20 protein-coding genes are annotated in these 20,399 nt (G+C 61.3%); 18 read left to right on the forward strand and 2 right to left on the reverse strand.

The features are described 5' to 3' along the window. Positions 1-145 precede the first annotated feature (145 nt). From ACGYKA_RS01955 to ACGYKA_RS01965, 3 genes are all read left to right on the forward strand, one after another. On the forward strand, positions 146-733 hold the full coding sequence (locus ACGYKA_RS01955) for a L,D-transpeptidase (protein ID WP_271688028.1): 588 nt from the start codon (positions 146-148) through the stop codon (positions 731-733). A 95-nt stretch (positions 734-828) separates the two neighbouring features. Further along, positions 829-1,533 (forward strand): CoA transferase subunit A, encoded by a 705-nt coding sequence (locus tag ACGYKA_RS01960; protein ID WP_271688029.1) that lies wholly within the window; start codon positions 829-831, stop codon positions 1,531-1,533. Next, complete coding sequence (locus ACGYKA_RS01965; RefSeq protein WP_067267257.1) at positions 1,533-2,156, forward strand: CoA transferase subunit B; 624 nt, start codon at positions 1,533-1,535, stop codon at positions 2,154-2,156. Before ACGYKA_RS01960 ends, ACGYKA_RS01965 begins: the two co-directional genes overlap by 1 nt. A gap of 45 nt (positions 2,157-2,201) precedes the next feature. Here the strand turns inward: ACGYKA_RS01965 and ACGYKA_RS01970 are convergent, their stop codons facing one another. Further along, the gene (locus ACGYKA_RS01970) at positions 2,202-3,017 is read right to left on the reverse strand and encodes a lytic transglycosylase domain-containing protein (protein ID WP_394411263.1); all 816 of its coding nucleotides are present in this window, start codon (positions 3,015-3,017) and stop codon (positions 2,202-2,204) included. Positions 3,018-3,376: 359 nt separating this feature from the next. Here ACGYKA_RS01970 and ACGYKA_RS01975 point away from each other — a divergent pair, with 359 nt between their 5' ends. From ACGYKA_RS01975 to ACGYKA_RS02045, 15 genes are all read left to right on the forward strand, one after another. Next, positions 3,377-3,580 carry a Flp family type IVb pilin gene (locus ACGYKA_RS01975; protein WP_394411265.1) on the forward strand — a complete coding sequence of 68 codons (204 nt, stop codon included), beginning with the start codon at positions 3,377-3,379 and terminating at the stop codon, positions 3,578-3,580. A gap of 417 nt (positions 3,581-3,997) precedes the next feature. Continuing rightward, on the forward strand, positions 3,998-4,858 hold the full coding sequence (gene cpaB / locus ACGYKA_RS01980; protein ID WP_394411271.1) for a Flp pilus assembly protein CpaB: 861 nt from the start codon (positions 3,998-4,000) through the stop codon (positions 4,856-4,858). A gap of 204 nt (positions 4,859-5,062) precedes the next feature. Then, the gene (locus tag ACGYKA_RS01985) at positions 5,063-6,490 is read left to right on the forward strand and encodes a type II and III secretion system protein family protein (RefSeq protein WP_394411274.1); all 1,428 of its coding nucleotides are present in this window, start codon (positions 5,063-5,065) and stop codon (positions 6,488-6,490) included. 4 nt (positions 6,491-6,494) lie between these two features. Further along, positions 6,495-7,172 (forward strand): OmpA family protein, encoded by a 678-nt coding sequence (locus tag ACGYKA_RS01990; protein WP_394411277.1) that lies wholly within the window; start codon positions 6,495-6,497, stop codon positions 7,170-7,172. Positions 7,173-7,461: 289 nt separating this feature from the next. Then, positions 7,462-8,706 (forward strand): CpaE family protein, encoded by a 1,245-nt coding sequence (locus tag ACGYKA_RS01995; RefSeq protein WP_394411280.1) that lies wholly within the window; start codon positions 7,462-7,464, stop codon positions 8,704-8,706. Positions 8,707-8,730: 24 nt separating this feature from the next. Next, positions 8,731-10,200, forward strand: coding sequence for a CpaF family protein (locus ACGYKA_RS02000; protein WP_394411283.1), 1,470 nt, complete (start codon positions 8,731-8,733; stop codon positions 10,198-10,200). 11 nt (positions 10,201-10,211) lie between these two features. Then, positions 10,212-11,174: a type II secretion system F family protein gene (locus tag ACGYKA_RS02005; RefSeq protein ID WP_394403748.1), complete on the forward strand. Its 963-nt coding sequence runs from the start codon at positions 10,212-10,214 to the stop codon at positions 11,172-11,174. Between the two features lie 10 nt (positions 11,175-11,184). Beyond that, a complete protein-coding gene (locus ACGYKA_RS02010) occupies positions 11,185-12,162 on the forward strand; it encodes a type II secretion system F family protein (RefSeq protein ID WP_394411286.1) in 978 nt (325 codons plus the stop codon). Beyond that, positions 12,162-12,761: a tetratricopeptide repeat protein gene (locus ACGYKA_RS02015; protein ID WP_394411289.1), complete on the forward strand. Its 600-nt coding sequence runs from the start codon at positions 12,162-12,164 to the stop codon at positions 12,759-12,761. The genes ACGYKA_RS02010 and ACGYKA_RS02015 overlap by 1 nt, the downstream gene beginning before the upstream one ends. A gap of 27 nt (positions 12,762-12,788) precedes the next feature. Beyond that, complete coding sequence (locus ACGYKA_RS02020) at positions 12,789-13,640, forward strand: tetratricopeptide repeat protein (protein WP_394411292.1); 852 nt, start codon at positions 12,789-12,791, stop codon at positions 13,638-13,640. A gap of 3 nt (positions 13,641-13,643) precedes the next feature. Then, positions 13,644-14,138: a prepilin peptidase gene (locus ACGYKA_RS02025; protein ID WP_394411295.1), complete on the forward strand. Its 495-nt coding sequence runs from the start codon at positions 13,644-13,646 to the stop codon at positions 14,136-14,138. A gap of 121 nt (positions 14,139-14,259) precedes the next feature. Next, positions 14,260-15,567: an ATPase gene (locus ACGYKA_RS02030; protein ID WP_271688044.1), complete on the forward strand. Its 1,308-nt coding sequence runs from the start codon at positions 14,260-14,262 to the stop codon at positions 15,565-15,567. A 45-nt stretch (positions 15,568-15,612) separates the two neighbouring features. Beyond that, entirely contained in the window at positions 15,613-18,066 is a 2,454-nt protein-coding gene (locus tag ACGYKA_RS02035; protein WP_271688045.1) for a ligase-associated DNA damage response DEXH box helicase, read from the forward strand. Between the two features lie 286 nt (positions 18,067-18,352). Continuing rightward, positions 18,353-19,024 (forward strand): ligase-associated DNA damage response endonuclease PdeM, encoded by a 672-nt coding sequence (gene pdeM / locus ACGYKA_RS02040; protein WP_271688046.1) that lies wholly within the window; start codon positions 18,353-18,355, stop codon positions 19,022-19,024. Continuing rightward, entirely contained in the window at positions 19,024-19,446 is a 423-nt protein-coding gene (locus ACGYKA_RS02045) for a PaaI family thioesterase (protein ID WP_271688047.1), read from the forward strand. The genes pdeM and ACGYKA_RS02045 overlap by 1 nt, the downstream gene beginning before the upstream one ends. Here the strand turns inward: ACGYKA_RS02045 and folD are convergent. After that, the gene (gene folD, locus ACGYKA_RS02050) at positions 19,443-20,333 is read right to left on the reverse strand and encodes a bifunctional methylenetetrahydrofolate dehydrogenase/methenyltetrahydrofolate cyclohydrolase FolD (protein ID WP_271688048.1); all 891 of its coding nucleotides are present in this window, start codon (positions 20,331-20,333) and stop codon (positions 19,443-19,445) included. The two genes, ACGYKA_RS02045 and folD, sit on opposite strands and share 4 nt — an antisense overlap. Between the last annotated feature and the right edge of the window lie 66 nt (positions 20,334-20,399).

A 20,399-nucleotide genomic window follows, 5' to 3' on the forward strand; every position in this document is an offset into this window, starting at 1 on the left:
ACAGCAACCGCGCCGGGGGATCGGCGCGGTTCCGCCTGTGGCCTGCAACCTGCCTTTATATCCAGCATCATGAATATGTGATTTGCCATTCGCCTTCGATTTTCGGATCAGGGGCGGCGGCAAGACCACTATGAAAGGCAGATCAATGTCAGGCATGAAATTTACCCGGCGCGGGCTGATCGCCGCGAGCAGCGCGGCGCTGATGACGCCCCAGATCCTGCGCGCGCAGGAACCCGGCCAAGCGCCCCGCGAATATTCCGCCGAACCTCCGGTGTCGCGCAACACGTCGAGCTTTGCCACCCAGCGTTGGCAGGACCATTTCGACAGCCTTGGCAAAGGCGCGATCGTGGCCGACACCACCAGCCGCGCCCTGCATTACTGGAGCGCGGACGGCCAGACCTACAAGGTCTACCCCACCTCGGTGCCCGCCACCGAAGAGTTGACCAAGCGCGGCTATACCGAGATCGTGCGCAAGAAAGTCGGCCCTGATTGGACGCCCACCGCCTCGATGATGGAGCGTTTCCCGCACTACAAATACATGCCGCCGGGCCCGGACAATCCGCTCGGCACCCATGCGATGTATCTTAGCTGGCCTGCCTATATCATCCACGGCACCCATGACACGCGCAAGATCGGGCGGCGGTCCTCGGACGGTTGCATCGGGCTTTATAACGAGAAGATCGAAGAACTTTTCGGCCTCTGCCCCGTGGGCACGCAGGTGCGCATCATCTGACCTTCCGGGCGGCCTTTCCTGCGTAGCACCACGTAATTGACACTGCCACGACGCAGGGTCACATATGGCGCAGCGAAACTGTAGGGAGGTCGCCCGTGAACAAAATCTATGGATCCGCCGCCGAGGCGCTGGAAGGCGTTCTGTCGGATGGCATGCTGATCGCCGCCGGGGGCTTTGGCCTTTGCGGCATTCCGGAATTGCTGTTGCAGGCGATCAAGGAAAACGGGGCCAAAGACCTCACCTTTGCGTCCAACAATGCGGGCGTCGATGACTTCGGCATCGGCATTCTGCTGCAATCGCGGCAGGTGAAAAAGATGATCTCCTCCTATGTGGGGGAGAATGCCGAGTTCATGCGCCAGTATCTGTCGGGCGAGCTGGAATTGGAATTCAACCCTCAGGGCACATTGGCCGAGCGCATGCGCGCGGGTGGTGCGGGCATTCCGGGTTTCTACACCAAGACCGGCGTCGGCACCCAGATCGCCGAGGGCAAGGAAGTGAAACAGTTCCACGGTGAGGATTACATCCTCGAAGAGGGCATCTTTGCGGATCTGTCGATCGTGAAAGCGTGGAAGGCCGATGACACCGGCAACCTTGTCTTCCGCAAGACCGCGCGCAACTTCAACCCGCCCGCCGCCATGTGTGGCAAGGTCTGCATCGTCGAGGTCGAAGAGATTGTCCCCCGCGGAAGCCTCGACCCCGACCACATCCACCTGCCGGGCATCTATGTGCATCGCATCATTCAAGGCGAGCATGAGAAACGCATCGAGAAGGTCACGACACGCAAGCGGGAGGAAGCCTAATGCCTTGGGATAGAGATCAGATGGCGGCACGCGCCGCAGAGGAACTCGAAGACGGCATGTATGTGAACCTCGGCATCGGTATTCCGACGCTGGTGGCGAACTATGTCGGCGACAAGGACATCACGCTTCAGTCGGAAAACGGCATGTTGGGCATGGGCCCCTTCCCTTACGAGGGCGAGGAAGACCCCGACCTCATCAACGCCGGCAAGCAGACCATCACCGAGCTGAGCCGCACCGCTTACTTCGACAGCGCCATGTCCTTTGGCATGATCCGCGGCGGCAAGATCGCGGCGGCGATCCTCGGCGCCATGGAAGTGGCTGAGAACGGCGATCTGGCGAACTGGATGATCCCCGGCAAGCTCGTTAAGGGCATGGGCGGCGCGATGGACCTCGTGGCCGGTGTCCGCAAGGTCATCGTGGTGATGGACCACCAGAACAAAGCCGGTGACTCGAAGGTGCTGAAAGAATGCACCCTGCCGCTGACCGGCAAGGGTGTGGTCGACCGGATCATCACCAACCTCGGTGTGCTCGATGTGGTCGAAGGTGGCTTGAAAATCGTCGAATGCGCCGATGGCGTGACCGAGGACGAGCTGCGCGCCGCGACCCAAGCGACCATCGTTTGAGAAAACAGCCCTCGGCGGCATCCGCCGGGGGCATGCCCGTCGCGCTCAGTTCATCGCAGCAAAGACGCAGCCATCGCTGATCAGTTCCGGCGGTGTCAGGCAAAGCCCCTGCGCCACTTGGAACGCCGCCAGCACCTTGGGCACATAGTCGCGCGTCTCAGCAAAAGGCGGCACGCCCGCATGTTTGCGCACCGACCCCTCACCCGCGTTATAGCCCGCCAGCACGAGAATCGGATCGCGGTCGAACTCCCCCATCAGCCAGTTGAGATATTTGACCCCGCCTGAGATATTCTCGGCCGCGACCATACTGTCACGCACGCCAAAACGGGCGGCGGTATCGGGCATCAGTTGCATCAGGCCAGCCGCCCCCGCCCGGCTCACCGCATCGGCACGCCCTGCGGATTCCACGCTGATCACCGCCAGCACCAGCGCGGGCGAGACATTGGTGCCAACCGTGGCGCGCAGAATATCCACCCCATTGCTGCGCGCGATATCTTGCAGATGTTGCAAGCGCGGCGCGGGCACTTTGCCGCCGGACAGCGCCGCCATCGCAGGGGCCAACCGCCCTGCCCCGCTCCGCTCAGCCGCGGGAGAGATTTTATCCCAGAACCAATCGAACTGCCCAGCATTCAATGGCGCAATCGCGCCGCTCGGGGTGGCGGCAACGGCGGGGCCTGTATCCACCTCCGCCGCTGCCGCGGCGCGGGCCGCCGGATCGATTTGCACCGTGATGCGTTTGGCCCCCTTCTTGGGCGGGCCGACCCGTTTGGCCGAGAACTCAGGGAACGGTTTCGGCCCCTCTGCCATGGCGGCAGGGGCCATGAGAGCCGTGACCAGCGAGAATGCCAATATGCGATACATGCCTGCTCTACCTTGCGTCTGACGCGCCTTTGCGCGGCAATATCACACGAATCGTGGAATCGGGCCAGCGCTTGAAGCGGGGATCATGGCAATTTCGCCGCAATTGCGGTGTTAGACGGTGGGAAAGAGCAGCCGGAAGACCCGACACAAGAATTAAAGCGCCATTAAACAGAGGGTTAACATGTTTCCGAAAGAAAAGCACGGACAGTCCGGAAAAGGCACGTTTGCTGCCAAATTCGCGCCCCAATCTGACGGCTATATAGGGTCATACCAAGTCGGACAGCTTCAAATGAGAGAACGAGGCAAACCGGACGGCGAGGTTAAGACCTTTTACTCAGTGATCCTTGGAGGGACATGACATGATGAACTTTATCAAAAACTTCCGCAAAGACGAAGACGGTGCCGTGACAGTTGACTGGGTCGTTCTGACCGCTGCGATCGTTGGCTTGGCCGTGGTTGCTTTCAACACAATCGGTGACAATACAGCGGATCTGACCACCGAAATTGGCACCGCCATCGATGGCGTTTCGGCAACTCGCGCAGCCGATGATTCCGGCTCTTAAGTCTACACCTGGGCAAAACCTATAGGTTCTACGAAGATTTAGGACCGCCTCCCTCTTGGGGCGCGGTCCTTTTTCAATGCTAGGGTAAAGCACATCCATTCATAGGGTACGTATGCGCAGCCATTTCAAGAAATTCTTCTGCGACCAAAACGGGGCGGTCAGCGTCGAATGGGTTGTCCTGACCGCGGCGCTCGTGAGCCTAGCGATCTTCGTGCTGAGCGTATTCTCAGACAGCCTAGACGGACTTGTCGAATACATCCGGGTCCAACTGACGACTTAAGACGCCCCCACAAACGCGACACGGCAAGCATCTTCGCATCGCCGCCATGGGAACCAATTCTCGCCATATTCGGCAGCTAACTTTCTGGGGTGATAAAAGCGAGCCGAGATTCGCTTCCATAGCAAAGAGGTAACATCATGCGAGCCGTATTCGGATTGGTTCTTTTGGTAGGTGTCGCACTTGCCGGCGGGGCCGTATATCTGGCGAAAGACCGGATTTCACAGTATCAGGCAGCCAACGCGCAGGCTCAGGCCGCGCTGGCGCAGGTCGTGCCAACGAAAACCGTTTGGGTGGCCGACAAGCCTTTGAAATACGGACAGCCCCTCACCCGCGAAGACGTTCGCGCCGTGAAATGGCCAGAGAATGCCATTCCTGAGGGTTCATTCTTCGAAGAAACCGTATTGTTCCCTGAGAACACAAAAGAACAACGCATCGTGCTGCGCAACATCGAGAAAGATGAAGCGATCATGGCCGTGAAGGTGACCGAGCCGGGCGAGGACTCTGGCCTTACCTCCCGCCTTGCGCGCGGAATGCGGGCCTTTGCACTTAAAGTTGATGTTTCCAGCGGCGTTTCGGGCTTCCTGCGCCCCGGTGACCGGGTGGATATCTATTGGACGGGCCGCGTAAACGTTGGCAACCAATCCAGCAATGGAGATGTCACCAAGCTAATCGAATCTGGCGTGCAGCTGATCGCCATCGACCAGAGCGCCGATGCGCTGGTGATGGAAGAAGCCTCGATCGCCAAGACAGTGACGGTGGCCGTGAAGCCGCAACAGGTCGCCGCCCTCGCCCAAGCGCAATCGACCGGCAAACTCTACCTCTCCCTCGTCGGCACAAATGACGACACCGTGGCCGAAGCCATCGAAGTCGACCAACGCTCGCTTCTGGGAATCGAGGCACAAGAGACCATCGCCGAAGTTACCAAAGAGAAGGTTTGCACGATCCGCACCCGCCGCGGGGCCGAGGTGGTAGAACTGCCGATCCCCTGCACAAACTGACCTGAAAACAACCTCTTGCTAAGTTAATGAAGGCGCCGCACTCCCATGCGGCGTCTTTCATTTTTGCAGGTATGTTGCGCATAGCCCACATGCACAGCGCCCGCGAAGAGCTTGATTCTTGCAATAAATTTGGAATTGCCGCAGAGTGTTGCCAAACGAGGGCAAAAAGACCCATCCCGAGGCGTGATCAAAAAGGCAGGTCACATGAAAATCGATAGATTTCTTAAAGCGGTCCTTCTGGGGCTGACACTGGGCGCAATGCCGATGGCATTGACCCTGCCCAGTTCAGCTAGCGCCGACACGCTGCGCGTTGTCAAACGCGGCACTAATTCCAGCCTCGACGTCCCGATGAACCGCGCCGTGGTGGTGGAAAGCGACATTCCCTTCGCGGAACTCAGCATCGCCAACCCCGGCATCGCGGATATCTCCTCCCTGTCTGACCGTACGATCTATGTGTTGGGCAAATCGCCGGGGCTGACCACGCTCACGCTGCTCGACGCGGCGGGACAGCTGATCACCAATGTCGATGTCCGCGTCGCGGCGGATGTCTCTGAATTCAAAGAACGGCTGCGTCAAATCCTGCCGGGTGAGAAGATCGAAGTGCGCACCGCAAATGACGGTATCGTGCTGTCGGGCATCGTCTCTTCCACGCAACGGCTGCAACGCGCGCTCGATCTGGCCGAACGCTACGCTCCCGAACGGGTCAGCAACCTGATGAGCGTGGGCGGCATTCAGCAAGTCATGATGAAGGTCCGTTTTGCCGAGATGCAGCGCAACGTGTCGAAATCGCTTGGCTCTTCACTGGCAATCAACGGCGGCTCCGATTTCAGCGCGGGCACCGGCAGCACCAATACGTCAGGCGGGGTCGCGACCTCGCTTGGCGGGTCGATCCCATCGGCAAACCAGAACGCAGGCGCGGTGCTTTTCGGCTTCAACGCAGGCTCTACCCAAGTGGGCATCCTGTTGGAAGCATTGGAAGAAAAAGGCGTCGTGCGGTTCCTGGCAGAGCCGAACCTCGTGGCGCTTTCGGGGCAAGAGGCCAAGTTCCTCGCCGGGGGCGAATACCCGATCCCGGTCGCCCAAACCAGTGATACGGTGTCGGTGGAGTTCAAACCCTTCGGCGTAGAACTCGCCTTTATTCCGCGCGTCGTCGACAAGGATATCATCAATCTTGAGATGAACGCCGCCGTTTCGGCCATCGACGCAAGCAACAGCATTTCATTGGGCAACGGCATCGAGATTTCCGCCTTCACCCGGCGCGAGACATCGACCACGGTCGAGATGCGTGACGGCGAAAGCTTTGCCATCGCGGGCCTTTTGACCGACGACTTCACCGACAGCACGCGTCAACTGCCGTGGATCGGCGATGTGCCGGTGCTGGGCGCGCTGTTCCGGTCGGCAGATTACCAGCGCAGCCAGACCGAATTGGTCATTATCGTCACCGCCCATCTGGTCACCCCGACCCGTGGCGAAGCGCTGGCCCTGCCCACGGACCGCATCAAACCGCCCTCTGAGAAAGACCTGTTCCTGCACGGTCGCACGGCGGATGGCACCCGCACCCCCAGCCGGGGTGCTGCGGGCGAAGTGGCCAAGCAGGACTTCCGCGGTTCCTACGGTTATGTACTGGATTGATCCGATGACACGCAGACATATCACGTTGATCGCGGGCACCGCGGCCCTTGCCGGGCTCGCCGCCTGCGCGCCCAGCAACGATCCGGTCTATACGCAGTTCTACCGCGAGGCGGGGTCGGTCGTGGACACGGGCCAATTCGGCAATGCCACATTGCACAACCGCCAAGTCATGACCGGCGAAAAGCGTGTGACCTTTGATCTGGCGAACCGTTTCTCTAATGAAGTCCGCTCGACCGTGACCTTCGCCTTCAACTCGGCCCGACTGGACGCGAATGCGAAAGCCATCCTGCGCCAGCAAGCCAGCTGGATTCGCCAATTCCCCGAGATTCGCTTCCGCGTCTATGGCCACACCGATCTGGTCGGCTCGCAGGCCTATAACCGCGCCTTGGGGCTGCGCCGGGCGCAGGCCGTGGTGCGCTATCTCTCGACCTTGGGAATCAGCCCCAGCCGTTTGGAAGCCGTTGTTTCCTTTGGCGAAACTCAGCCTCTGATCGTGACCCAGGGCCGCGAGCGTCGCAACCGGCGCACGGTGACCGAGGTCAGCGGCTTCGTCCAGGGCCACCCGATGCTGCTGGACGGCAAATATGCGCAGATCATCTACCGCGAATATGTAGCCAGCGCCGTGCCCCCCTCTCAGCTAAGCTCCGGTGCCACCGAAGCAGGTGGCGGCGGCGGGGAGTAAGGGTAAGCCCTTCTTTCGCATATAAAATATCCCCCCGCGCCTTCGGGCCGCGGGGGTTTTCGTCTCTGAAAAGCCATGTCCAATCGGGCGCGAATGGACGTATCGTTTCAAGATACCCAACAATAGAGGCTTTTTGGCCCCAATCTCGCCCCAGTTGGGGGTGATATTCGACGCAGAAGGATAAATGTGCCCGGCTCAAGAGCCGCGCATGAGGCAGAGGTCAGAGCGTTCGCAGCGACAGAATATCGCCGCCCTCCGGCCAAACCGTTGATGTAAAGGACAAAAGGTCATGAGCAGCACTATGCCACAACCCGAAGCAGCGCCGATCGTTGCCTGCACAATCAGCCGTGATGTACAGAACTTCGACCTTTTGATCGAAGATATGGAAGCCACTTTGGGCGAAAGCTGGGGTGATCTGGGATTCGCCGAGGCGCTAGCCTTCTTCAGCCAACCCGAAGCCGAGGCGATGGAATTCGTCGCCCTCGCCATGGATGAGACCGACGAGGACAACCTCGTTTTGATGAGTGAAATCATCACGCAGGCCAAGGCGCGCGACATCCGGGTGATCCTGATCGCCGAAGACATGACCCCCGCCGCATTGCATTCGCTGCTGCGGAAGGGGGCGGATGAGTTCGTCCCCTATCCACTGCCCGAAGGCGAATTGGCACAGGCCATTGCCCGCGTCCGCGCCGGAGAGAACGCCCCCCCTGCCCCCACAGCCGACAGCAGTGCGCCGCAGTTGAAGGCCGGTGCGCAAAAGGACGGCGCGCTGATCGTGGTGCATGGCTTGGCCGGTGGCACTGGGGCCACGACCCTTGCGGTAAACCTTGCTTGGGAACTGGCCAATGCAGACAAGAAAAACCCGCCCTCGGTCTGCCTGCTGGATTTCGACCTGCAATATGGCTCTGTCGCGACCTTCCTTGATCTGCAACGCCGCGAGGCGGTCTATGAGATGATGTCCGACACGGAATCCATGGATGAAGAGATCTTTGGCCAAGCGCTGCAAACCTTTGAAGACAAGTTGCATGTGCTGACCGCCCCGGCAGAGATGCTGCCGCTCGACATCGTGACCAACGAAGATATCGACCGCATCCTCAACATGGCGCGCAACCAGTTCGACTATGTCATCGTCGACATGCCCTCGACGCTGGTACAATGGTCCGAGACCGTGCTGACCAGCGCGCATGTCTACTTTGCCATGCTGGAACTCGACATGCGCTCGGCCCAGAACGCGCTGCGCTTCAAACGGGCGCTGCAGTCTGAGGAGCTGCCCTTTGAAAAGCTGCGCTATGTGATGAACCGCGCGCCGAAATTCACCGATCTCAGCGCCAAGAGCCGGGTCAAGCGCATGGCCGAATCGCTGAGCATTTCGATCGACGTGCAGATGCCCGATGGCGGCAAGGCGGTGACCCAGGCCAATGACCACGGGCTGCCGCTGGCCAATTCCGCCCCGAAAAGCCCACTGCGCCGCGAAATCGCCAAACTGGCAAGCTCCATCCACGATCTCAAGGGCGAGCAGGCCAAAGCCGCCTGAGCCCCCTAGCGAAAGAGCGTACCGATGTTCTCGAAATACAAGAAGCCAGCCTCTGCCACCCCGAAAGCCGCCGCCCCCGCGCCGGCGCGTGAGGCCAAGCCCGCCAAAGCCGCCCAGCCCGCCCCCGCGGCACCTGCGCCCGCGCCGGCGGCCAAACCGGTTTCAATGCGCCGCGCGGTCAAACCCGCCGCCGCTTCCCCCGAGGACCGTGAGGTCAAGCGCAAGCAGCGGATGAGTGAGATCAAGCTCGAATTGCACCGCGCGCTCTTGGACAACCTCAACCTCGCCGCGCTGGAACATGCCTCGGAAGCTGATTTGCGGCAGGAAATCAACGATATCGCCGTCGAGATCCTTTTGGAAAAGAGCATCGTGCTCAACCGCGAAGACCGCATGACGCTGAACTCCGAGCTTTATGACGAGGTCACCGGTCTTGGCCCCCTGGAGACGCTGCTGAAAGACGACAGCGTCAACGATATTCTGGTGAACGGCCCGCAACAGATTTTCGTCGAACGCGACGGTAAGCTGCAATTGACCGACATCACCTTCAAAGACGAAAAACACCTGCTGCGGATCATCGACAAGATCGTCTCGGCGGTGGGGCGTCGGGTGGATGAAAGCAACCCTTACGTTGACGCGCGTCTCAAGGATGGCTCGCGTTTCAACGCCATGGTGCCCCCGGTGGCCGTCGATGGCTCGCTCGTGTCTATTCGTAAGTTCAAGAAAGACAAGCTGGGCATCGACGATCTGGTGAACTTCGGCGCCTTCTCGGAAGAGATGGCCGCCTATTTGCAGGCCGCCGTGGCCACGCGTCTTAACATCATCGTGTCGGGCGGTACGGGGTCGGGTAAGACCACCACGCTCAACGCGCTGTCGTCTTTCATCGACAATGCCGAACGCATTCTGACCATCGAAGACACCGCCGAATTGCAACTGCAACAGACCCACGTGGGCCGGATGGAAAGCCGCCCGCCCAACGTCGAAGGCAAAGGCGAAGTCTCCCCCCGCGACTGTCTGAAAAACGCCCTTCGGATGCGCCCCGACCGCATCATCGTCGGCGAGACGCGCGGCGAAGAGGTCATCGACATGTTGCAGGCGATGAACACTGGCCACGACGGCTCCATGACCACGATTCACGCCAACTCGGCCCGCGATGGCATCAGCCGTCTGGAAAACATGATTGCCATGGCCGGGATCGAAATGCCGCTCAAGGCGATGCGCAGCCAGATTTCCTCGGCTGTGAACCTGATCGTGCAGGCCAGCCGCTTGCAAGACGGCTCGCGCCGGATGACCTCGATCACCGAGATCACGGGCATGGAGGGCGAGGTCATTTCGATGCAAGAGATCTTCCGCTTCCAGCGCGTCGGCCTGACGCCCGAGAACAAGATCATCGGCCATTTCACCGCCACCGGCGTGCGCAGCCACTTCTCTGAGCGGTTCCGCATGTGGGGCTATGACCTGCCCGCCTCCATCTACGAACCCGTGGCGGCCCAGTAAGGATTGATGCAATGAGTGCCGAACCAATCATCTATGGTCTGATCTTCATCGGCGTTCTGGTGCTGGTCGAGGGGCTGTACCTTGTCGCATTCGGCAAATCCATTAGCCTCAACAGCCGCGTGAACCGCCGCCTTGAGATGCTGGAGAAAGGCGCCCGCCGCGAAGAGGTGCTCGATAAGCTGCGCAAGGAAATGCAGCAGCATATGAACGCCAAGTCGATCCCGCTCTACTCCCTGCTGTCAGAACGTGCGCAGAAGGCCGCGATTGCCTTCACGCCGCAGCAGTTGTTGATGATCATGGCCGGGTTGGCCGCTTTGGCCTTTCTGGGGCTGACCATCGGCACCGATACCTCCGTGTCGGTGCGCGCGCTGATGTCCATCGCCATGGGCGTGGGCGCGGTTTTCTTCTGGGTGTCGCATAAGGCCAGCAAACGCATGGCGATGATCGAAGAACAGCTTCCCGATGCGGTGGAGCTGATGGTGCGCAGCCTGCGGGTGGGGCACCCTTTCTCCAACGCGATCTCCATCGTGTCGAAGGAAATCCAAGACCCGCTTGCCTCGGAATTTGGCGTAATCGCCGATGAAGCCGCCTATGGCCGCGATCTGGGCGAGGCGCTGAAAGATATGGCCGAACGGCTCGACATGCAGGATTTGCGCTTTCTTGCTGTCGCCGTCACCATCCAGCAGCAATCGGGCGGCAACTTGGCTGAGATCCTCGCCGGTCTGGCCAAAGTGATCCGCGCCCGTTTTCGCCTGTTCCGCCGTGTCAAAGCAATCACGGCCGAGGCGAAATGGTCGGGCAAGTTCCTATCGGCCTTCCCGCTCGCCGCGCTGGTGGTGATCAACCTCGGCGATCCGCATTACTACGACGAGGTGCGCGATCACCCCTATTTCATTCCCGCCTGTTTCCTTGTGGGGATCTTCCTTGTGCTGAACCTTTTCGTGATGCGCATCCTTACCAATATCAAAGTCTGAGAGGCCGGTGATGGAATTTTTCAATCAGCTTAACGATCAGATCAACCAAGCCTTGGGGCCGATGGGGCTGATCATCATCATCGGCACTCTGGGCGTCGCCTTGGTGGCGATCACGCTGGTCTTGATGCTGCGCCAGCCCGAAGACCCGCTGACCAAGCTCAAACGCACCAGCTCAGCCCCGACCGGCGACAGTTCGCGCGAAAAGCTGCGCCAATCGGATCAAAACGCGCAGTTGCAGAAATTCGCCAAGTTTCTTGAGCCTGAAGACGTGGCCGAACTTAGCGCCAAACAGTTGATGCTGCGCCAAGCGGGCTATCGTTCGCGCGATGCGGTGCGGCTTTATTACTTTGCCCAATTTGCCCTTGGGATGCTGGGGCTGGTCGGCGGTCTGGTCTATACCAATGTCTTGGGCGGCGGCGAAGGGCAGACCACGCAGCAGACCATGATGTGGGCCATCGGCCCCGGTGCAATTGGTTACTACCTGCCGAAATACTGGGTCCGCCGCCGGGTCGATTCCCGCAAAGAAGAGATCACCCGCGGCTTTCCCGACGCGCTGGATATGATGCTGGTCTGCGTCGAAGCCGGGCAATCGCTGGACCAATGCATCGTCCGCGTCGCCCGCGAGTTGCGCGCCTCCTACCGCGCCCTTTCCGAAGAGTTCGAGATGGTCGCCTATGAGATGAAAGCCGGTAAGGACAAAGTATCGGTGCTCAACGACATGGGCGAGCGATGCGGCGTGCAGGATGTCTCCTCTTTCGTGACCGTGCTGATCCAATCGGCAGCCTTTGGTACCTCCATCGCCGACGCCCTGCGCGTCTACGCCGCCGAGATGCGCGACAAACGCGTGATGCGGGCCGAGGAAGCGGCAAACAAGTTGCCAACCAAGATGACCCTTGCCACTATGGGCCTCACCGTGCCGCCGCTGCTGATTATTCTGATCGGCCCCTCGGCACATGGCATCTCGCAACTGGGTCAGGTAGGGAATTAATGACGGGCAAAATTCGGCGCAGCCTCACCCGCGCCGTTTTCATCGGGCCGATCTTGGGCCTTGCTCTGGCCGCCTGTTCGACAGGCGGCTTTTCCGCATTGCGTGGGGATCAGACATCCGAAAACCTCTATGCCCCCGGCGTGAACCAACGGGCCGAGGCGGTTGATGGGATCGAGGTGGGCCATAGGCTCATCGCGGCGGGGCAATATGAACTGGCCATCAAATCCTTCAACCGCGCCGCGCTGGAGCATGGGCTCACGGGTGAAATCCTCTCGGCCCTCGGCAGCGCCAACCTCGGGCTCGGGCGTTTGGGACAGGCGGAAACCCTGCTGCGCCGCGCCGTTGAGAAAGACGCCGCCGAACCGGAAGTCTGGAACAACCTTGGCGTCGTGCTGATGGAAAGCGGCCAGACCGCCAAGGCCGAGCATATTTTCCGCAAAGCCTATGCGCTCGACAATGGCGAAAGTGACGCAATTCGGGACAATCTGCGCTTGGCGCTCGCAAAAACGGAAAAATCTGTTATAACAGAAGTCAATGAGGATAATTACAAATTGGTGCGGCGCGGCAGCGGGGATTACCTGATCCGTCCGACACCATGACCCGGCAGAGCAGTAAGAGGACGCAAAATGCGCCATCCAATCATTCTGGCCGTCTGCATGGCAGGCGTCACCGCCCTTGCGGGCTGCGGTGAAAAAGACGCGAACGCCACCGTTGAACGGGCCTTCAAGGACGTCAACGTGGTGGATGAGACCAACCTCTCCGACGTGATGCTGACAGTGGCCGACCCGAATGAGGCGGTGAGCTATTTCGCGCGTTCGATCAAGGAAAGCCCCGACCGCATCGACCACCAGCGCGGGCTCGCCACGTCACTGGTCCGCGCCAAACGCACGACCGAGGCCGTGACCGAATGGGACAAGGTCGTCAAGATGGAGGGCGCCACCCCCGAAGACCGCGTGCAACTGGCCGATGCGCTGATCCGTTCGGGCAATTGGGCGCGGGCCGAGACGGTGCTCAACGGCATCCCCCCCACCCATGAGACCTTTGCCCGCTACCGGCTTGAAGCCATGGTCGCCGACAGCAAGGAACAGTGGGACCGCGCCGACAGCTTTTACGAGATCGCCGTCGGCCTGACCACCACCCCCGCCGCCGTGATGAACAACTGGGGCTACTCCAAACTGACCCGCGGCGATTACGCCGAGGCCGAGCGTCTTTTTGGCGAGGCGATCCGTCAGGACAACACGCTTTTCACCGCCAAGAACAACCTCATCATGGCCCGCGCCGCGCAGCGCGACTACACCCTGCCCGTGATGCCGATGGAGCAATCTGAGCGCGCACAGCTTTTGCACACGATGGCCCTGTCGGCGATCAAACGCGGCGATGTGGAGACCGGCAAGGGCCTCCTGCGCGAAGCGATCGACACGCACCCGCAGCATTTCGAAGCCGCCGTCCGCTCTCTGCGCGCATTGGAAAACGGCTGATCCATGGCGATCTCTGCCACGGCGGCCCTGTGGTTTCTGCCCTTTGTCCTGCCGATCTGCTTCTATGTCGCCTTCACCGACATGAAGCAGATGCGGATCACCAATCAGGCAGTCTTGGTGCTCACCGCGATCTTCGTGCTGCTGGGGCTGTTTCTGCTGCCCTTTGACACCTATCTCTGGCGCCTGCTGAGCCTTGTCGTGGTTCTGGTGGTCGGCATCTTCCTGAACGCCGCCGGGGTCATGGGGGCCGGTGACGCGAAATTCGCCGCCGCCGCCGCGCCCTATATCGCATGGGGCGATCTGCGCCTCTTAATGATGCTTTTCATGGCCACCCTTCTCGCCGCCGCCGCCACGCACCGCGGGGTGAAATACACCCCCCTGCGCCGTCTCGCGCCCGATTGGCAAAGCTGGCAGGAGACCAAGAAATTCCCCATGGGCCTCGCCCTTGGCACCACGCTGGGGCTCTATCTGATCTTGGGGGCGCTCTTCGGGGTCTGACCGCCCCGCTGCAAACTCTTTTCATTGCGAAAAAGCGTCCACATTCACGCCATATTCAAGATTTACCCTCCAGTCTGACCGACAAGCCGCACCGCCGCATGACTTTCCAAGGAAGCCATTGATGAACGCCCCGACCAGCACCGTGCTTGCCCCGCCGCCCCCCAAGCGGTTGGAGGATATGAAACTGCCCATCGTGATGATGCGCGACATTCTTCTGAAAACGATTTTTCGCAAGAACGTCGAGATGGTCAGCGATCTGGCCCAAGCGCTCTGCCTGCCGATCCCGGTCACGCAGGAGATGGTCGACCAAGCCCGCAGCCAACGCCTGATCGAAGCCACCGGCACGCTCAGCGCCACTAGCGGCAATGAGATGGGCTATCAGTTGACCGATGCAGGCAAGGCGCGCGCATTGGACGCGCTGGCGCAGTCGGAATATTTCGGCGCCATGCCCGTCCCGCTTGAGGTTTACCGAGAGCAGGTCAAACGCCAATCCGTGCGCAATCTGCAAATCACCCGTGACCAGTTGACCGGGGCCATGGGCCATCTGGTGCTGCCCGACAGCCTGCTGGATCACCTCGGCCCCGCCGTCTCTGCCGGGCGGTCGATCTTGATGTACGGCCCGCCGGGCAACGGTAAGTCCAGCATTTCCAATGGCATACGCGACGCGCTTGGTGATCGGGTCTATGTCCCCCGCGCCATCGAATACGCAGGCCAAGTCATCACCGTCTATGACCCGATCGTCCATTCCGCCGCCGAGGCCGAGGTGCAAGACCCAACCTCCCTGCGCCGGATCACGCGCTACGACGCCCGCTATGTCTGCTGCGAACGCCCCACCGTCATCACCGGCGGCGAGCTGTCGCTCGACATGCTCGATCTGGTCTACAACCCCACGGCGCGGACCTATCAGGCGCCGCTGCAGCTCAAGGCGACCGGCGGCATCTTCATCGTCGACGACCTAGGCCGCCAGAAAGAGCCGCCGCAAAGCATCATCAACCGTTGGATTGTCCCGCTGGAGGAAAGCAAAGACATCCTCGCCCTGCAATCGGGCGAGAAATTCGAGGTGCCCTTCGACACGCTGGTGATCTTCTCGACCAACTTCCACCCGAACGAGATTTTCGACCAAGCCGCCCTGCGGCGTATCTTTTTCAAGATCAAGGTCGATGGGCCGGACCAAGAGAACTTCCTCAAGATCTTTGCCATGGTCGCCCGCAAACGCGGCATGCCGCTGGATGAGGCGACGCTGGTCCATCTGCTCAAGGTAAAATACCCGACCATCAACAATGTCTATGCGAATTATCAGCCAAACTTCCTGATCGACCAGATGATCGCGATCTGCGATTTCGAAGGCATCCCCTATCAGATGAACCCCGATCTGGTGGACCGGGCATGGGCCAATATGTTCGTTCGCGACGAGGTGATCGTTAAATAGCCTCCGCCGCTGGCACCGCGCCCTGCCGATACTACATTGGGTGTCATGCGCGCCCTACCCCCCAAATTCGCCGATTGGTTCGCCCAGAACGGCTGGTCTTTGCACCCGCACCAGCAAGAGATGCTGGACCGTGCCGAGGCCCCCGCCCTGCTGCTCATCGCCCCCACAGGGGGCGGCAAAACGCTGGCCGGTTTCCTACCCACCCTCGTCGATCTGTCCGAGCATGATCACGAGGGGATGCACACGCTCTACATCTCGCCGCTGAAGGCGCTCGCGGCAGACATCAAGCGCAACCTCACCCGCCCGGTCGAGGAGATGCGCCTGCCGATCCGCATTGAGGACCGCACCGGCGACACCTCGCACGCGCGCCGCCGTCGCCAACGCGCCGACCCGCCGCATATCCTGCTGACCACGCCCGAAAGCCTCGCCCTGCTGACCTCCTATGAGGACGCCGGGCGCACCTTTCGGGGCCTCAAACGCGTGGTGATTGACGAGATTCACGCGCTGGCCGAAAGCAAACGCGGCGACCAGCTGATGTTGGCGCTGACCCGGCTGCAAGCGCTGTGCCCGGGTCTGAAACGCGTGGGCCTCTCGGCCACTGTCGAAGACCCCGCCGCCATCGCCCACCTGATGGCTTGCCACCCCGACCCCTGCGAAGTGCTCATGGCCGATCCTGGCCCCGCCCCCGACATCCAGATGCTGCGCACCGAAGAAGCCCCCCCCTGGGCCGGCGGCGGCGCCGCCTATTCGATCCCCGCGGTCCTCGAACAGGTGCGCCAACACAAGACGACGCTCATCTTCCACAACACCCGCGCGCAGGCCGAGATCTTCTTCCACAAACTCTGGCTCGCCAACGAGGACGCCCTGCCCATCGCCATCCACCACGGCAGCCTCGACCGCGCGCAGCGCGAAAAGGTCGAGGCGGCGATGGTACGAGGCGATTTGCGCGCCATCGTCTGCACCGGCACGCTGGATCTGGGGATCGACTGGGGCGACGTGGACCTCATCATCCAGATCGGCGCGCCGAAGAACGTGAAACGTCTGGTCCAGCGCATCGGCCGTGCCAACCACCGCTACAATGCGCCCTCCAAGGCGCTTCTGGTCCCCGCCAACCGCTTCGAAGTGGTGGAATGCGTCGCAGCGCTGGAGGCCGTGCTCGAAGGCGCGCTCGACGGCGACCCGCGGGGCGACGGCCCGCGCGACGTGCTCTGCCAGCACATCCTCATCGCCGCCTGCGCTGGCCCCTTCGACGCCGAGGACCTCTTTGCCCAAATCCGCACCGCCGGCGCCTATGCCAACCTCTCGCGCGCCGCCTTCGATGCTTGCCTCGATTTCTGCGCCACGGGGGGCTACGCGCTGCGCGCCTATGACCGCTGGCAAAGGCTGCTGCAACGCCCCGATGGGCAATGGCAACTGCGTGACCCCCGCGCCGCGCAACGCATCCGTATGAACATCGGCACCATTCAGGACACCGACAAGCTCAAGGTCCGCATGAAACGCAACCGCGGCGGCAAACCCCTTGGCGAGATCGAAGAGGGCTTTGCCGCCACGCTGACCAAAGGCGATACCTTCCTGATCGGCGGGCAAATCGTGCGCTACGAAGGGCTGCGCGAAACCGTGGTCGAGGTCAGCCGCAACGCCGCCAAAAAGCCAAAAGTGGCGACCTTCGGCGGTACGAAATTCGCCACCTCCACCCAACTCTCGGCCCGCGTGCAACAAATGTTCACACAAGACAGCTGGCCCGAACTGCCGCCCCACACCGCCGAATGGCTCAGCCTGCAACGCGAGGTCAGCCAACTGCCGCAGCCCGGCACGCTGCTGGTGGAAAGCTTCCCCCATGACTTTGCCGAACAGACGGTGTTCTACGGCTTTGCCGGACGCAACGGCCAACAAACGCTCGGCCTTCTGCTCACCAAACGCATGGAAGACCTTGGCCTACGCCCCTTAGGCTTCGTCGCGACGGACTATGCCACGCTAATCTGGGGACTCTCCCCTGTCGACGACCCCGCCCCGCTGCTTGATCCGACAGTGCTGCACGAAGGGCTCGACAGTTGGCTCGCGGGCAATGCCGTGATGAAACGCACTTTTCGCGCCGCCGCCACTATCGCCGGGCTGATCGAGCGCAACAGCCCGCAGGCGCGCAAATCCGGACGGCAAACGACCTTTTCCAGCGATATCCTCTACGACACGCTGCAGCGCTATGAACCGGACCACCTGATGCTCGACATCACCCGCGAAGAAGCCCTCAGCGGTTTGGTGGATTTCGGCAGAATCGAAGAAATGCTCGGGCGGATCGCCGGGCGGATCACCCATCGCAAGCTCTCCCGCGTGAGCCCCCTGGCCGCGCCGCTGTTTCTCGAAATGGGCCGCGTTCCGGTCGAAGGCGCCGGGCAGGATCGTCTGTTGGCAGAAGAGGCGGAACGCTTGATGGAAGCCTCCGGCCTCGCGCAACTCACCCCGCCGCCGTCGGATCAGCCGCCATGGCGGGATGGTCGTTGAACTTGAGCGTTTCGCGGGCAGAGAGGTTCTGCAAGGTATTTGAAAAAGGATGAAGATAATTAAGGGTTCTTTAATTAAGGTGGCGCATCTTCCTCTCGCGGTACAGGCTGAGGAGCCGATGACCGCAAAGGATGAAGGCGCGTCTCCGGTCCGGTGACCACCCGATCGCGGGGCGCGCTTTCTGCAATTCATCCTTTCTTAAATACCTCTGCGCTGACCATTCCATCTGCGCAACCTTCGCGTTTGGCCCCTTGCCAAATCAGAGCTGATCTCAGATGAACAAAGGATGAACGGACTTGAGTTTTCATTCGCCGGGGCGGGGCTGACTGCGCTTGGTTCTGGCGCGCTTTGGTGGCGCGAAAGGGATTTGCTTTGTGTGAGCGACCTTCACTTGGGCAAGTCGGAAAGGATCGCGCGGCGCGGCGGGTCGGCGCTGCCGCCTTATGAGACGCGCGATACGTTGAACCGTTTGGCGGCGGACCTGTCTTTCACGCAAGCGCGTCATGTGATCTGCCTTGGCGATAGTTTTGATGACCTCGGCGCGGCGCAGGCGTTGCCAGAGGAAGAGCGGCTTTGGATTCTCGGCCTGCAGGCCGGGCGGCGGTGGGATTGGATCGAAGGCAATCATGATCCGGGCCCGGTTGGGTTGGGCGGTACGCATTTGGGTGAGTTGGCGCTCGGCCCGCTGACCTTTCGGCATATTGCGGCGGAGGGGACCTCCGGCGAGGTGTCGGGGCATTATCATCCCAAGGCATCGATCCGCGCGCGGGGCCGCAGCATCTCGCGTCCGGCGTTTTTGTTTGACAGCAAGCGGCTAATCCTGCCTGCATATGGCACCTATACCGGCGGGCTGCGCAGCCAGTCGCGGGTGCTTTGTGATTTGATGGGGCCAGAGGCCTGTGCGGTACTCACGGGGCCGCACCCTGTGGCGATCCCCATGCCCGGAAAGAAGCGATGATGGATGATCAGATTGAACGACGGGTGCGGGAGGGTTTTGCCAAGCAGACCATGATGCAGACCCTGGGGGCCGAGATCATCGATGTGCAGTCGGGTCTGGTCAAGGTTGCGGCGCCGGTCCTGCCGGGCGCGATGCAGCAGCAGGGTTTTGGCCATGCGGGGCTGACCTTTTCCATCGGCGATTCCGCGGCGGGCTATGCGGCCTTGAGCATGTTGCCGCCGGAGGTCGATGTCGTGACCTCGGAGATCAAGATCAACCTTCTGGCTCCCGCTCGGGGAGACCGGCTGATTGCCACGGGCCGGGTGGTGAAACCGGGCCGGCGGCTTTGTGTGGTCACGGCGGAGGTGCATGCGGAAACGCATGGCGCCGCCAAGCTCATCGCCATCCTGCAGGGCACCATCGTGCCGGTGCCAGGCGCTTAGGCGGTCAGCCCTTCGGGTTCTGCCAACCCATTGGCGCGGCAGCAGGCGGTGACCGTATTGGCCAGCAGGCAGGCGATGGTCATCGGCCCGACCCCGCCGGGCACCGGGGTGATGGCCCCGGCGCGCTGGCTGGCGCTGTCGAAGTCCACGTCGCCGACCAGTTTGGTTTTCTCGCCGGTCTCGATCCGGTTGATGCCCACGTCGATCACCGTCGCGCCCTCTTTGATCCAATCGCCGGGCACCATCTCGGGGCGGCCAACGGCGGCGACCACGATATCGGCGCGGCGCACCACCTCGGGCAGATCGCGGGTGCGGCTATGCGCGATGGTCACCGTGCAGCTATCGCCCAAGAGCAGCTGCGCCATCGGTTTGCCGACGATGTTGGACCGGCCAATGACCACCGCGTTCATACCCGTCAGATCGCCGTGATGGTCGCGCAGCATCATCAGGCAGCCCAGCGGGGTGCAGGGCACCATGCTTTTCTGCCCTGCGCCCAGTAGGCCGACGTTGGAGATGTGAAAACCGTCCACGTCCTTGGCGGGCGAGACGGCATTGACCACGCGGGTTTCGTCCAGATGATCCGGCAGCGGCAGTTGCACGAGGATGCCGTGGATCTCGGGGTCGTTGTTCAACGCGTCGATCAGCTTGAGCAGGTCGTCCTGATCGACGGTCGCGGGCAGCTTGTGTTCGACCGACTTCATGCCGACCTCGCGAGTCATTTTGCCCTTGGAGCGGACATAGACTTGGCTTGCCGGGTCTTCGCCCACCAGCACCACGGCGAGGCCGGGGGTGACGCCGTGATCCGTCTTCAGCCGGTCGACATGGCCCGCGACCTTCTCACGCACCGTTGCTGCAAAGGCTTTGCCATCGATGATTGTCGCTGCCATATCCGTCTCACTTTCGCTTGCTGCAGGTTGAACATGCTCTACATCACCGCGACGGCGGGTCATTGC

The organism is Sulfitobacter sp. 1A15106 (assembly GCF_043556995.1).
GTDB classification, from domain to species: domain Bacteria; phylum Pseudomonadota; class Alphaproteobacteria; order Rhodobacterales; family Rhodobacteraceae; genus Sulfitobacter; species Sulfitobacter faviae.

What these genes read in the sequence shown, in the direction of transcription:
- ACGYKA_RS01995 (WP_394411280.1), top strand. Translation starts at nt 7,462, where the DNA reads ATGAGCAGCACTATGCCACAACCCGAAGCAGCGCCGATCGTTGCCTGC.
- ACGYKA_RS01955 (WP_271688028.1), top strand. Translation starts at nt 146, where the DNA reads ATGTCAGGCATGAAATTTACCCGGCGCGGGCTGATCGCCGCGAGCAGC.
- ACGYKA_RS01970 (WP_394411263.1), bottom strand. Translation starts at nt 3,017, where the DNA reads ATGTATCGCATATTGGCATTCTCGCTGGTCACGGCTCTCATGGCCCCT.
- ACGYKA_RS02025 (WP_394411295.1), top strand. Translation starts at nt 13,644, where the DNA reads ATGGCGATCTCTGCCACGGCGGCCCTGTGGTTTCTGCCCTTTGTCCTG.
- pdeM (WP_271688046.1), top strand. Translation starts at nt 18,353, where the DNA reads ATGAACGGACTTGAGTTTTCATTCGCCGGGGCGGGGCTGACTGCGCTT.
- ACGYKA_RS02030 (WP_271688044.1), top strand. Translation starts at nt 14,260, where the DNA reads ATGAACGCCCCGACCAGCACCGTGCTTGCCCCGCCGCCCCCCAAGCGG.
- ACGYKA_RS01965 (WP_067267257.1), top strand. Translation starts at nt 1,533, where the DNA reads ATGCCTTGGGATAGAGATCAGATGGCGGCACGCGCCGCAGAGGAACTC.
- ACGYKA_RS02015 (WP_394411289.1), top strand. Translation starts at nt 12,162, where the DNA reads ATGACGGGCAAAATTCGGCGCAGCCTCACCCGCGCCGTTTTCATCGGG.
- ACGYKA_RS02000 (WP_394411283.1), top strand. Translation starts at nt 8,731, where the DNA reads ATGTTCTCGAAATACAAGAAGCCAGCCTCTGCCACCCCGAAAGCCGCC.
- ACGYKA_RS01990 (WP_394411277.1), top strand. Translation starts at nt 6,495, where the DNA reads ATGACACGCAGACATATCACGTTGATCGCGGGCACCGCGGCCCTTGCC.
- cpaB (WP_394411271.1), top strand. Translation starts at nt 3,998, where the DNA reads ATGCGAGCCGTATTCGGATTGGTTCTTTTGGTAGGTGTCGCACTTGCC.
- ACGYKA_RS02035 (WP_271688045.1), top strand. Translation starts at nt 15,613, where the DNA reads ATGCGCGCCCTACCCCCCAAATTCGCCGATTGGTTCGCCCAGAACGGC.
- ACGYKA_RS02005 (WP_394403748.1), top strand. Translation starts at nt 10,212, where the DNA reads ATGAGTGCCGAACCAATCATCTATGGTCTGATCTTCATCGGCGTTCTG.
- ACGYKA_RS02010 (WP_394411286.1), top strand. Translation starts at nt 11,185, where the DNA reads ATGGAATTTTTCAATCAGCTTAACGATCAGATCAACCAAGCCTTGGGG.
- ACGYKA_RS02045 (WP_271688047.1), top strand. Translation starts at nt 19,024, where the DNA reads ATGGATGATCAGATTGAACGACGGGTGCGGGAGGGTTTTGCCAAGCAG.
- ACGYKA_RS01975 (WP_394411265.1), top strand. Translation starts at nt 3,377, where the DNA reads ATGATGAACTTTATCAAAAACTTCCGCAAAGACGAAGACGGTGCCGTG.
- ACGYKA_RS02020 (WP_394411292.1), top strand. Translation starts at nt 12,789, where the DNA reads ATGCGCCATCCAATCATTCTGGCCGTCTGCATGGCAGGCGTCACCGCC.
- folD (WP_271688048.1), bottom strand. Translation starts at nt 20,333, where the DNA reads ATGGCAGCGACAATCATCGATGGCAAAGCCTTTGCAGCAACGGTGCGT.
- ACGYKA_RS01985 (WP_394411274.1), top strand. Translation starts at nt 5,063, where the DNA reads ATGAAAATCGATAGATTTCTTAAAGCGGTCCTTCTGGGGCTGACACTG.